Annotated in this window: 18 protein-coding genes; 16 read left to right on the top strand and 2 right to left on the bottom strand. The window is 56.3% G+C overall.

Features of this window, described 5'->3' with window-relative positions:
• The 13 genes from C8N45_RS24085 to C8N45_RS11260 form a co-directional block, all read left to right on the top strand.
• Positions 1-78 (top strand): EF-Tu C-terminal domain-related protein (locus C8N45_RS24085; protein WP_211095447.1); only part of this gene is annotated, 78 nt, incomplete at its 5' end.
• A gap of 526 nt (positions 79-604) precedes the next feature.
• Positions 605-919 (top strand): 30S ribosomal protein S10, encoded by a 315-nt coding sequence (gene rpsJ / locus C8N45_RS11315; protein WP_089997330.1) that lies wholly within the window; start codon positions 605-607, stop codon positions 917-919.
• A gap of 12 nt (positions 920-931) precedes the next feature.
• Positions 932-1765 (top strand): 50S ribosomal protein L3, encoded by an 834-nt coding sequence (rplC, locus tag C8N45_RS11310; RefSeq protein ID WP_108386343.1) that lies wholly within the window; start codon positions 932-934, stop codon positions 1763-1765.
• Positions 1755-2375: a 50S ribosomal protein L4 gene (gene rplD / locus C8N45_RS11305; RefSeq protein ID WP_108386342.1), complete on the top strand. Its 621-nt coding sequence runs from the start codon at positions 1755-1757 to the stop codon at positions 2373-2375. The genes rplC and rplD overlap by 11 nt, the downstream gene beginning before the upstream one ends.
• Positions 2372-2668 (top strand): 50S ribosomal protein L23, encoded by a 297-nt coding sequence (locus C8N45_RS11300; RefSeq protein ID WP_108386341.1) that lies wholly within the window; start codon positions 2372-2374, stop codon positions 2666-2668. Before rplD ends, C8N45_RS11300 begins: the two co-directional genes overlap by 4 nt.
• 605 nt (positions 2669-3273) lie before the next feature.
• Complete coding sequence (gene rplB, locus C8N45_RS11295) at positions 3274-4116, top strand: 50S ribosomal protein L2 (RefSeq protein WP_108386340.1); 843 nt, start codon at positions 3274-3276, stop codon at positions 4114-4116.
• 2 nt (positions 4117-4118) lie between these two features.
• Positions 4119-4397: a 30S ribosomal protein S19 gene (gene rpsS, locus C8N45_RS11290; protein WP_055295568.1), complete on the top strand. Its 279-nt coding sequence runs from the start codon at positions 4119-4121 to the stop codon at positions 4395-4397.
• 3 nt (positions 4398-4400) lie between these two features.
• Positions 4401-4781: a 50S ribosomal protein L22 gene (gene rplV / locus C8N45_RS11285; RefSeq protein WP_108386339.1), complete on the top strand. Its 381-nt coding sequence runs from the start codon at positions 4401-4403 to the stop codon at positions 4779-4781.
• A complete protein-coding gene (gene rpsC / locus C8N45_RS11280; RefSeq protein WP_108386338.1) occupies positions 4781-5485 on the top strand; it encodes a 30S ribosomal protein S3 in 705 nt (234 codons plus the stop codon). Before rplV ends, rpsC begins: the two co-directional genes overlap by 1 nt.
• An 11-nt stretch (positions 5486-5496) precedes the next feature.
• Positions 5497-5910, top strand: a complete 414-nt coding sequence (gene rplP / locus C8N45_RS11275) for a 50S ribosomal protein L16 (RefSeq protein WP_108386337.1) — start codon at positions 5497-5499, stop codon at positions 5908-5910.
• 345 nt (positions 5911-6255) lie between these two features.
• Complete coding sequence (locus tag C8N45_RS11270; RefSeq protein WP_168769458.1) at positions 6256-6690, top strand: universal stress protein; 435 nt, start codon at positions 6256-6258, stop codon at positions 6688-6690.
• A 92-nt stretch (positions 6691-6782) separates the two neighbouring features.
• A complete protein-coding gene (locus C8N45_RS11265) occupies positions 6783-7805 on the top strand; it encodes a LacI family DNA-binding transcriptional regulator (protein WP_108386335.1) in 1023 nt (340 codons plus the stop codon).
• A gap of 126 nt (positions 7806-7931) precedes the next feature.
• Positions 7932-8282: a hypothetical protein gene (locus C8N45_RS11260; protein ID WP_108386334.1), complete on the top strand. Its 351-nt coding sequence runs from the start codon at positions 7932-7934 to the stop codon at positions 8280-8282.
• 4 nt (positions 8283-8286) lie between these two features.
• Here the strand turns inward: C8N45_RS11260 and C8N45_RS11255 are convergent, their stop codons facing one another.
• Complete coding sequence (locus C8N45_RS11255; protein WP_108386333.1) at positions 8287-8994, bottom strand: winged helix-turn-helix domain-containing protein; 708 nt, start codon at positions 8992-8994, stop codon at positions 8287-8289.
• On the bottom strand, positions 8963-9244 hold the full coding sequence (locus C8N45_RS11250) for a hypothetical protein (protein ID WP_108386332.1): 282 nt from the start codon (positions 9242-9244) through the stop codon (positions 8963-8965). Before C8N45_RS11250 ends, C8N45_RS11255 begins: the two co-directional genes overlap by 32 nt.
• A 149-nt stretch (positions 9245-9393) precedes the next feature.
• On the opposite strand from C8N45_RS11250, the gene C8N45_RS11245 reads away from it, so the two are divergent.
• The 3 genes from C8N45_RS11245 (at position 9394) to C8N45_RS11235 (ending at position 11906) form a co-directional block, all read left to right on the top strand.
• Positions 9394-9885 (top strand): hypothetical protein, encoded by a 492-nt coding sequence (locus C8N45_RS11245; protein ID WP_108386331.1) that lies wholly within the window; start codon positions 9394-9396, stop codon positions 9883-9885.
• 181 nt (positions 9886-10066) lie between these two features.
• Positions 10067-10705, top strand: coding sequence for a ribonuclease HII (rnhB, locus tag C8N45_RS11240; protein ID WP_108386330.1), 639 nt, complete (start codon positions 10067-10069; stop codon positions 10703-10705).
• Between the two features lie 91 nt (positions 10706-10796).
• Entirely contained in the window at positions 10797-11906 is a 1110-nt protein-coding gene (locus C8N45_RS11235) for a site-specific DNA-methyltransferase (protein WP_108386329.1), read from the top strand.
• The last annotated feature ends 94 nt before the right edge of the window (positions 11907-12000 follow it).

The raw sequence follows: 12000 nt of genomic DNA, 5'->3' as shown, positions 1-12000 counted from the left end.
GAAGACGGCCTGCGCTTCGCGATCCGCGAAGGCGGCCGGACTGTGGGTGCAGGTGTCGTCTCGAAAATCGTCGAATAATCGACGATTAGCGAACGTCACCGGTGGGACGCGACAGGTGATTGGACCGATCACCGAAAGTGTCCCACACCAACGATCCTCTAGGTGCCCTTCACAACCGGGGCACCACAGACACCCAACCGTAAGATGGATCCCGATCCATCCCCCAAAGGCCGCAGCAACCGCTGCGGCCTTTGTGTGTTTGCATCCCAAAAATCTAAAGCCTGTGACTGACCAAGATGCGCAACGCGCCAGACCCGAGGGGCGTGCAAGGAGCGCGCCCGCCCCGTGCAAAACACAGGAAATGGCGTGGACATGAACGTCTGGCGTCTTGCGTAAATCACAGTCGAATGGGCCGGGCCAAATCTACCTTCAAAACCCCAACAAACCCCTTGCTTTCCCCACCGACTCGCCCTAAACGACCCAAGTCCTGACAGGGTGCGGCCAGCCGTGCCCTTTTTCAGTTCTTAAAAAAGACGCGATGAGGGCTCTGGATGAGCCACGGTCCTCCTCTCCGATCTCAACCCTAATCTAAAGGGTGATGCACATGGCCGCTCAGAGCCAAAACATCCGTATCCGCCTTAAGGCGTTTGATTACCGGGTGCTTGACGCAAGCACACAGGAAATCGTTAGCACAGCCAAGCGCACAGGCGCTTCTGTTCGTGGGCCCATCCCACTGCCGAACAAGATCGAAAAGTTCACCGTTCTGCGTGGCCCCCACATCGACAAGAAATCCCGCGATCAGTTCGAGATTCGTACGCACAAGCGTCTGCTCGACATCGTTGACCCGACACCACAAACCGTGGACGCGCTGATGAAGCTCGACCTGGCTGCCGGTGTTGACGTTCAGATTTCCGTATAAGGAGGGTCAAGCATGCTCCGTACAGGACTTATCGCAAAGAAAGTCGGCATGACCCGGCTTTTCATGGAAGACGGCAAGCAGATTCCTGTGACCGTTCTTTCGCTCGAAAATCTTCAGGTTGTCGCGCAGCGCACTGCTGAAACCAACGGCTACACCGCTGTTCAGCTGGGTGCAGGCAACGCCAAGGCAAAGCGCACCAGCAAAGCGATGCGCGGTCATTTCGCGGCGGCCAAGGTGGAACCAAAGCGCAAGGTCGCTGAATTCCGCGTCGCCCCTGAGAACATGATCAACGTCGGTGAAGAAATCACTGCAAACCACTACTTCGAAGGCCAGTACGTTGACGTATGCGGTACATCGATTGGTAAGGGTTTTGCCGGTGCGATGAAGCGCCATAACTTTGGCGGTTTGCGCGCGACACACGGTGTTTCGATTTCACACCGTTCACACGGCTCCACTGGTCAGTGTCAGGACCCGGGCAAAGTCTTCAAAGGCAAGAAGATGGCCGGTCACATGGGCGCTGCAAAGGTCACAACCCAGAACCTGCAGGTCGTCAAGACCGATGCAGACCGTGGTGTGATCATGGTCAAGGGCGCTGTTCCCGGTTCCAAGGGTGGCTGGGTCACGATCAAGGATGCGGTCAAAAAGCCGACACCCGAAAATGTGATCTACCCTGCCGGTCTGAAATCCATGAAGGAAGAAGCCGAGCGTCTGGCCGAAGAAGCCGCTGCCGCTGCTGCCGCTGAAGAGGAAGCCGCCGCAAAGGCCGCTGCCGAAGCAGAACAGGCCGCACTGGAAGCCGCAGAAGCCGAAGCCACAACTGATGGAGGCGAAAACAATGAAGGCTGATGCAATCAAACTGGACGGCGGCAAAGCCGGTTCTGTCGATCTGAACGACGACATCTTCGGTCTGGAGCCCCGCAAGGACATCCTGCACCGCGTCGTCCGCTGGCAGCGTAACAAGGCCATGGCAGGGACACACGACGTGCTTGGCCGGTCTGAAGTGTCCTATTCGACCAAAAAAATCTATCGCCAAAAGGGCACCGGTGGCGCACGTCACGGGTCACGCGGCGCGCCGATCTTCCGGTCGGGTGGTATCTATAAGGGTCCAACGCCCCGCAGCCACGCCCACGATCTGCCCAAGAAGTTCCGCAAGCTTGGCCTGCGTCACGCGCTCTCCGCGAAAGTGGCCGCTGGTGAGCTGGTGATTGTCGACAGCATCGAGATCAAGGACGCCAAGACCGGCGCGCTGGCCAAAATGGTCGGCAATCTGGGCTGGAAGCGTGCGCTGATCATCGACGGTGCCGAGGTCAACGCCGACTTCAAAAAGGCTGCTGCCAACATCTCAACCTTGGACGTACTGCCCAGCCAGGGCGCCAACGTCTACGACATCCTGAAGTCAGACACACTTGTCCTGACCAAAGCAGGCGTCGAAGCACTGGAGGCTCGTTTAGCATGAGCGTGAAAGCAGAATATTACGATGTGATCCGCAAGCCGATCATCACCGAAAAAGCGACAACAGCGTCTGAAAGCAACGCCGTCGTTTTCGAAGTGGCAATCGACAGCAACAAGCCGCAGATCAAGCAGGCCGTTGAGGCGCTGTTTGGTGTGAAGGTCAAAGCAGTCAACACATCCATCACCAAGGGTAAAGTGAAGCGCTTCCGCGGCTCACTTGGTACCCGGAAGGACGTGAAAAAGGCTTACGTGACACTCGAAGAAGGTAACACCATCGACGTGTCCACCGGTCTGTAATTTGCCGGAACAGAATTGAGAAAGCCCTCGGCAATTGCCGGGGGCTTTTTCGTTTTGGGTTAGCATTCAAGACCACAAAAGACCGACGCACGTCTGCCCGTGGGTTGGCGCGGCAACGGCACTGCGACAGAACTTTATGGCAGCCAAGTACATCTTCCATCAATGCGGAGCGCGCGACCACCCAAAGCGCCAGCCCGCGTTCGACAGGGAACGGTCCACTGGACCACTTCTGAACTATCTCACTGGGAATACGCTCGCCGGGCGCCTTCGGCTTGTTCCGGGCTAATAGAAGAGCTACGTAAAACAAAGGTCAGCTGAGAAAGACCGAGCTGAAGCAGATTTGGCATCTCTGGCCGAGAACTCAAATGACTAAGATGATGCGGGTGATTTGGAAAACGAAGAGTTGCTTTCGGCTGAAAATGCAGCAAACGAAGTGAATATTAGCCCTCAGACTGACTAGACACCCCACCCCCTCCCTGCTACATCCGCGCAATCACACGGCCTCGGATTCGTTCCGGGGCCGGTGTGTTTATTACTCGGGCACCTTCGGGGGCCTTTAACATCAGGGCCTGCAAGGGCCCGCCAAGCAAACGGAAGAAGCTAACATGGCACTCAAGTCGTACAAACCGACGACGCCGGGCCAGCGTGGGCTGGTGCTGATCGACCGTTCGGAGCTTTGGAAAGGACGTCCTGTCAAATCCCTTACTGAGGGTCTGACAAAATCGGGCGGCCGGAACAACACCGGACGGATCACCATGCGTCGCATTGGTGGGGGCGCAAAGCGTCTTTACCGCATCGTCGATTTCAAGCGCAGCAAACTGGACATGTCCGCCGTTGTCGCCCGCATCGAATATGACCCGAACCGCACCGCCTTTATCGCGCTGATCCAGTACGAAGACGGCACACAGAATTACATCCTCGCCCCGCAGCGTCTGGCCATCGGTGACAAGATCGTCGCCTCTGCCAAGGCTGACATCAAGCCGGGCAACGCCATGCCGTTCAGCGGCATGCCAATCGGGACAATCGTTCACAACATCGAACTCAAGCCAGGCAAAGGCGGCCAGATCGCCCGTGCAGCCGGGACTTACGCCCAATTCGTTGGTCGTGACGGTGGCTACGCGCAGGTGCGTCTGTCATCGGGCGAATTGCGCCTGATCCGTCAGGAATGCATGGCGACAGTCGGTGCTGTGTCCAACCCTGACAACTCAAACCAGAACTTCGGTAAAGCTGGCCGGACCCGTCACAAGGGCATTCGCCCCTCTGTCCGTGGTGTCGCCATGAACCCGATCGACCACCCGCACGGTGGTGGTGAAGGCCGGACATCTGGTGGTCGGACGCCTGTCACACCTTGGGGTAAAGACACCAAGGGCAAGCGTACCCGTAACAAAAACAAAGCATCGCAGCGCCTTATCGTGCGTTCGCGTCATGCCAAGAAGAAGGGTCGTTAATTATGGCTCGTTCCGTCTGGAAAGGCCCCTTTGTAGATGCCTACGTCTTGAAAAAGGCAGAAGCATCACGCGAAAGCGGCCGCAACGAAGTGATCAAGATCTGGTCACGCCGTTCAACCATCCTGCCTCAGTTCGTTGGCCTGACCTTTGGGGTCTACAACGGCAAGAAGCACATCCCTGTGAACGTCACAGAAGACATGATTGGTCAGAAGTTCGGTGAGTATTCGCCAACCCGCACCTATTATGGTCACGCTGCTGACAAAAAAGCGAAGCGGAAATAAGCCATGAGCCAGGATAAAAATCCCCGCCGCGTGGCCGACAATGAAGCCATGGCGAAACTGCGCATGCTGCGCACCTCGCCCCAGAAGCTGAACCTTGTTGCGGGCCTGATCCGTGGCAAAAAGGTCGAAGCTGCGTTGAACGATCTGACCTTCTCAAAGAAGCGGATCGCGATTGACGTGAAAAAATGTCTTCAGTCCGCCATCGCCAATGCAGAAAACAACCACAACCTTGACGTCGACGAACTTGTCGTAGCCGAGGCTTATGTGGGTAAAAACCTGACCATGAAGCGTGGACGTCCACGTGCCCGTGGCCGGTTCGGCAAGATCATCAAGCCGTTTGCGGAAATCACCATCAAGGTGCGTCAGGTTGAGGAGCAATCATAATGGGTAATAAAGTCAACCCAATCGGCATGCGTTTGCAGGTTAACCGCACTTGGGACAGCCGCTGGTATGCAGATACCAAGGACTATGGCGACCTTCTGCTCGAAGACCTCAAGATCAAGGACTTCATCCGCGAAGAGTGCAAGCAGTCCGGCATCAGCCGCGTAATCATCGAACGTCCGCACAAGAAGTGCCGCGTCACGATCCACGCTGCCCGCCCCGGTGTCATCATCGGTAAAAAGGGCGCTGACATCGAAGGTCTGCGCCGCAAGCTGGCCAACCTGACATCGTCAGAATTGCACCTGAACATTGTTGAAGTCCGCAAGCCGGAACTGGACGCAGCCTTGGTTGCAGAAAGCATCGGTCAGCAGTTGGAACGCCGGGTGTCTTTCCGTCGTGCCATGAAGCGGTCTGTTCAGAACGCAATGCGCATGGGCGCTCTGGGTATCCGGGTCAACCTTGCTGGTCGTCTCGGCGGTGCGGAAATCGCACGTACCGAATGGTACCGCGAAGGCCGCGTGCCGCTGCACACACTGCGTGCTGACATTGACTATGCGCTGTATGAGGCGATGACGCCTTATGGGATCATCGGCATCAAGGTCTTCATCTACAAAGGTGAGATCATGGAGCACGACCCATCCGCGCACGACCGTAAACATGCCGAGCTGCAAGAGGGTTCCATCCCTCGCGGCGCTGGCCGTCGCTAAGGAATAGGTAAATGCTACAACCAAAGCGCACAAAACACCGGAAACTGCACAAAGGCCGTATCCGTGGTGAAGCCAAAGGCGGCTCTGATCTGAACTTTGGTTCATATGGCCTGAAAGCCATTGAGCCTGAGCGGATCACAGCCCGTCAGATCGAAGCTGCACGTCGTGCCATGACGCGCCACATGAAGCGTCAGGGCCGTGTCTGGATCCGCATTTTCCCGGACACGCCAGTGACCTCCAAGCCCGTCGAAGTTCGTATGGGTAAGGGTAAAGGTTCTATCGACTTCTGGGCCTGCAAGGTAAAGCCGGGCCGCGTGATGTTCGAAATTGATGGCGTCAACGAAACCATCGCCCGCGAGGCCCTTCGCCTTGCTGCGATGAAGCTGCCGATCAAGACACGGACAGTGGTTCGCGAAGACTGGTAAGTCAGCGTTTGGTCCTGCTGTTCAGCCTGACCGACGTGAATAGAGAGCCCCCGCTGAGAGTTCAGCGGGGGCTTTTCCGTTAAGGACGTGGGGAATGTCTTGTCGGGGTCAAAGCGGCACCATTCCGATGCTTTCAGCCATGTTGCCGTAAAGCCGGTCAGCGAATAGGCTTTTCTAAGAGCAATCCAATGAAAGTTGGGTAAACTGTGATTTTTTCTATGGTGCGCTTGACGTATTGTGTGGTGTGACAATCCACACAGAGGTTGCTAACCTTGATGCATCGCAAGGCGTAAGTTCGTGCCATGAAATATGGTCTTGCTATCAACTATCCAGAAGGAGGGGACAATGTTCCGCACAATTGTAGTGGGCGTCGATGGCTCGGAATGCTCAGCAAGATCGCTCGACCTGGCCTGTGAATTGGCCAAGCTGCATGGCGGCGAGATTCACCTTGTCCATTCACCGGAACTGGTCACGGTGCGCATGGCTTTCGCCGGTGAAGGGGTTGTCGATGTGCCTTCGGACGACCAGAAACTGACTGCGGGCAAAAAGGTTATGGAGCAAGCCACCGCAGCCGCCAGCGCAAAGGGGATCACCCCAGCAACCACAACAATCGGCGAAGACGGCCCTGTTGATGATATCCTGACGATTGTCCAGCTTTATGGTGCCGATCTGATTGTTACCGGGCGGCGCGGACTAAGTAGCGTTGGTGGCCTCTTTCTGGGGAGCACATCGCAGAAACTGGCGCAGTCGGCTGACTGCCCCTGTCTGACGGTCAAATAGGGGCGATTACTCATGAACGAGGGTGTCGTGTCGCTGGCCAACTGACGTAACCGCCGTTAACAATGACGTAGTCGGCAGAACAGGATATCTTCGTGGATCGTAACAACCAACGCCCGCTGACCCTGCGGGATGTGTCTGAAGCATCGGGTGTCAGCGAAATGACCGTCAGCCGCGTGCTACGCAACAAGGGCGACGTCAGCGAAGCGACCCGGAAACGTGTACAGGAGGCTGCAAAGCGTCTTGGCTATGTCCCCAACAAGATCGCGGGTGCGCTGGCGTCCCAACGGGTCAACCTTGTGGCGGTCATCATCCCGTCGCTTGGTAACATGGTGTTTCCCGAAGTTTTGTCCGGCATCTCGGAAGTGTTGGAAGATACCGAATTGCAGCCCGTGATCGGCGTGACAGATTACATGCCCGAAAAGGAAGAAAAGGTTCTGTTTGAAATGCTGTCATGGCGCCCGTCCGGTGTCATTATTGCAGGGCTGGAACATTCAGAAGCATCGCGTGCCATGCTGGCGCAGGCTGGCATCCCCGTGGTCGAGATTATGGATGTAGATGGCGACCCGATTGATGCCTGCGTGGGCATTTCGCACCGCCGCGCCGGGCGCAAGATGGCCGAAGAAATCATCGCTGCTGGCTATAAGAAAATTGGCTTCATGGGGACCAAGATGCCGCTGGATCACCGGGCCCGCAAACGGTTTGAGGGTTTCACACGCACTCTGGCCGCTGCTGGCATCGAAATCGCAGATCGGGAGTTTTACTCAGGAGGGTCAGCTCTGGCCAAAGGCCGCGAAATGACCGCCAAGATGATCGAACGCACCCCTGATCTGGATTTCTTGTATTACTCAAATGACATGATCGGGGCCGGTGGCTTGCTCTACTTGCTGGAAAACGGCGTTGATGTGCCGGGGCAAATCGGGCTGGCTGGTTTCAATGGCGTTGAACTTCTGGACGGGCTGCCCCGCCAGTTGGCCACAATGGACGCATGTCGCAAAGAAATTGGAACCAAGGCTGCCCAAATCATTGCCGCCCGGCATGCAGGCAACCATCCGCCCGAGGGCGACTTAATCAATCTGGCGCCAAAACTTACCCTGGGCGACACCCTGCGGCGGTAGGGGCGGTGGCGTTAACCAGCCCTGCACGTTGTTAATCAACTCTTAATAAATCACGAGACATCACGCGTGATGCTGCTTATGAGCAACGCTGTATGGCGTACATGTACGGTAGTGGTGAGTAGCAAAATGAGTGAACGTGACTCCCCGATTGATCTGATGATCGAGTTTGTCATGGAAGAGTTGTTATCGGGAAGCCCGCAGCGCAAGCAGGCGATGGTGCGTACTCTGGCGCTCAAATGGTCAGCCCAGCCTGCACTTTCGCTTGTCTATGCGGTGACAACTGCGACGGCGATGATTGAGGACAGCTTTCCTGATGCAGTCAAGGAAGACCCGGTTATTCCTCTAGGGTATCGGCTGTCGGCGCTGATCTCGGCTGATATCCATACGGTACAGTCGATGGGTCAACCCCCGTCGCTGGCTGGGGATCTTTTGCACTTCTGGCGACGTGTGGACCCAAAGTTCTTGCGGTTGCAATGACGGGCTAAAGCATCCGGATGACGTCTTTGTCGATGGCAAGTACATAGCCTTTGCGGGCGATGTTCTTGACCAGCAGCTCGCTCATCATCTGGTTGCCCAGCGTGTCACGCAGGCGTTTGATTCGTGTGGCGCCTGCGGCTTCGTCACAATCGGCGGCATCGCGACCGGAGATCACGCCTTCGATCTCGGCCCCTGTCAATACTTCATCATCCATGCGTGCTTCGGCCAGAACCGATAGCGTTTCAATGGCGGCGTCGGTCAGTTTGAAGGCAAAATCGTTCAAATAGACGGCCTTTTCGTCGCGACTGATGGTGAGCGAGTTTACCTCGATTCCCTGTCGTTCAATCCGGCCCATCCGGCGGTTCATTCCGATCAGCATGACCAGAAAGGCGACCGCTGCAATCAGGAGCGCCGTGGCAAAGACCAACAACACAAAAATTACAAAGCGATAGGATGTCAGCGTATCCGAAAATGCGGTGCCTGACTGGGCGAGAATTTCCAGCAACTTGATTTCCGCATTGCTGGTCAGATTGTCATTCTCGATGAACAACTGTTCCACCCGCATGTTGAATGCGTTGGCATCGGGCAGGTTGATGAACAGCAGAATGGCGGCTATGGCCAAAATCGATACGATGGCCGCAATCCCGGCGACAACGATCTTGCTGCCGATTTCGCGTGCCTCAGTAGCGGAGGAAGTATTCACCCGCAGCATCCTTTCTTTCATTCAGCCCGGCATCTTCAAAGACACCCAGCACATTCAATAATTGCCAACCATCACGCGCAAGCCTGTTGCGCAACTGGTCTTGTGCATTGGCCGCAGAACAATCGCCGCGCACCTCTGCCACACCGTAGTGCAAACGCAGTGGGTCATCTTGCTTTGCTTTGTAGTCCGCGTAGCAGGCCGCTTGGCCCGCCCCAGTGAACAGCAACAAGAACATGAATGAGAAAGATAGATTTTTCATGGGCCCAACTGACACTTTAGCGTGATGATATTCAATAACGCGGGATGTTATCGCGATGGCAATCGCATAACCATCCCCCGTTATTGTTTGGCGCAAATCGTCTGGGCCAGTTTCGTCTTATCCGCCGCATACGACGAAAGGAACGCCTGATGTTAAAACCTTTAATCGCTGGCATTGCTGCCATTTCGCTGACCTTCGCTGCCCCCGGCCAAGCCGTTGCCATCGAGCGCAACGATGCGGCTGCACTTCTTTTGGGTGTTGCCGCGATTGCTGCCCTGAAGGGTGGCCAGCTTCAACTGAACCAGCGAGAGGCCGAACCGGCCCAGCAGATCAATGACTGGTCCCGCTTGAACCACAGCAGCCGCGCCAACCGCCAGAACCGTTGGTCAAACCAACACCGACGCCACAGTGCGCACGAGAATGGGCGCGTTGTTCCCTATCGCTGCATGCGCGCGGTCGAGACGCGTTTTGGCATCCATCGCATGTTTGGCCGCCGCTGTCTGGAACGCAACTATCGCCATGTCCAAAGCCTGCCTCAACGCTGCGCCGTGCGTGTTTATAGCAACAATGGCCCGCGGCGTGGCTTTGACCCGCTTTGCCTGCGCGAACAGGGCTATAGATCTGATCGACGTCGCAACTAACCACGGCGGTCCGGCTGCGGTGCAAACGCGCCCGTGGCCGGGCCAAAAAGAAACGTCGAGCAGTTGCGCGGTCCATGCCCCGGTTACCGCGCGCACCTCGGGGCAAAGGGATTGGACAAGATGATTGGCCCTTTGCCCCGTTTTTTCTTGCAGCCCTCGTAAATCTTTGCTGACTGGGGACATGGTACGATCATCCCCCAATTTCAGTTTCGAGATCGCCGCGCGCAAACGCGGTCTGACGGTGGTTGCCGGTGTCGATGAGGTTGGGCGCGGCCCACTTGCTGGCCCTGTCTGTGCCGCCGCCGTCGTGCTGGACCCTGACAACATCCCTGACGGGTTGAATGACAGCAAACAGCTGAGTGCCAAACGGCGCGAGGCCTTGTTCGATTTGCTGATGGAACAGGCCGATGTGTCATTGGCAGAGGCGACAGTAGAAGAAATCGACCAGCACAACATCCTGCGCGCCAGTCACATCGCGATGGTCCGGGCAATCGCGGGATTGTCGGTCAAGCCTGATCATGTGCTCATTGACGGCAATATGGTGCCGCGCGGCCTGAACCTGTCGTGTGAGACATTGGTCAAAGGAGACGCCCGTAGCCTGTCGATTTCTGCCGCCTCCATCGTGGCGAAGGTGTGGCGCGATCGCCACATGGTGGATTTGGCGCAACAGTTTCCGGGCTATGGTTGGGAAACAAACGCAGGATACCCCACAGCCCAACATAAAAAGGGACTTGGTGCCCTTGGTGTGACCCCGCACCATAGACGTTCCTTTAAGCCGGTACACAATATCTTGTATCAAGATAAAAACGTAAGCAATTGATTCAATAAAGTTTTTGACAGCGAATCGTCATTGAATCACATTGGGACCAACCAAATGAGCGGGATAACCCGCCGGGGCTATGAGGCAAGTAATGACGATTAAGACAAAGGCAAAAGGGGCTTCCACGCTCCCTTTGAACACCATCCTTGATGGCGATTGTATCGCCATGATGAACAGCCTGCCCGCAGGGTCGATTGATCTGATTTTTGCAGACCCACCCTATAACCTGCAATTGAAAGGCGATTTGCATCGCCCGGACAATTCCAAGGTTGATGCAGTGGATGATGCATGGGACCAGTTCGACAGCTTCAAGGTCTATGACAAATTTACCCGCGAATGGCTGGCTGCGGCCCGCCGTCTGCTGAAACCCAACGGGGCGATCTGGGTGATCGGCAGCTATCACAATGTGTTCCGCATGGGCGCTGAACTCCAGAACCAAGGTTTCTGGATCTTGAACGATGTGGTGTGGCGCAAGTCCAACCCGATGCCAAATTTCCGCGGCAAACGCCTGACCAATGCGCACGAGACGCTGATCTGGGCCTCCAAGGAAGAAGCCAGCAAATACACCTTCAACTACGAAGCGCTCAAGGCGCTGAACGAAGGGGTGCAGATGCGCTCTGACTGGGTGCTGCCGATTTGCACGGGCCATGAGCGGCTCAAGAATGATGAGGGCGAAAAAGCCCATCCAACCCAAAAACCCCAATCCCTGTTGCACAGGGTTCTTGTTGCCACCACCAACCCCGGTGATGTCGTGCTCGATCCATTTTTCGGGACCGGCACCACTGGGGCCGTGGCCAAGATGCTGGGCCGCGAATTTATCGGGATCGAACGCGAAGAAGCCTATCGCAAGGTGGCCGAAAAGCGGATCAAGAACACCCGCAAATTCGATAATGAGGCGCTTGAGGTCTCAACCTCCAAGCGGGCCGAACCCCGCGTGGCCTTCGGCGTGCTGGTCGAACGTGGTCTGCTGCGCCCCGGTGAGGAGTTGTGGAGTATGAACGGTCGTCACAAGGCCAAGGTCCGCGCAGACGGCACCTTGATCGGGGACGACATCAAAGGATCAATCCATCAGGTCGGCGCCCATCTGGAGGGCGCACCAAGCTGTAACGGCTGGACCTATTGGCAATTTAAACGCGACGGGCAAAAGGTGCCCATTGATCTGCTGCGTCAGCAGATCCGCTCAGAGATGGCGAAGCACTGACAACAGGTCAGATCGCACTTCACCAAAGTTGATACCGCCGGTGCCTGCGGCAAGCCTTTCCATGGTGGAGAGGTCCGTGAGCACTAACTTTCCC

Origin of the sequence: Yoonia sediminilitoris, from assembly GCF_003058085.1 — a bacterium.
Classification (GTDB): domain Bacteria; phylum Pseudomonadota; class Alphaproteobacteria; order Rhodobacterales; family Rhodobacteraceae; genus Yoonia; species Yoonia sediminilitoris.
Note: the sequence above shows the minus strand (reverse complement) of the source record. Positions and strands in the feature narration are given on the sequence as shown.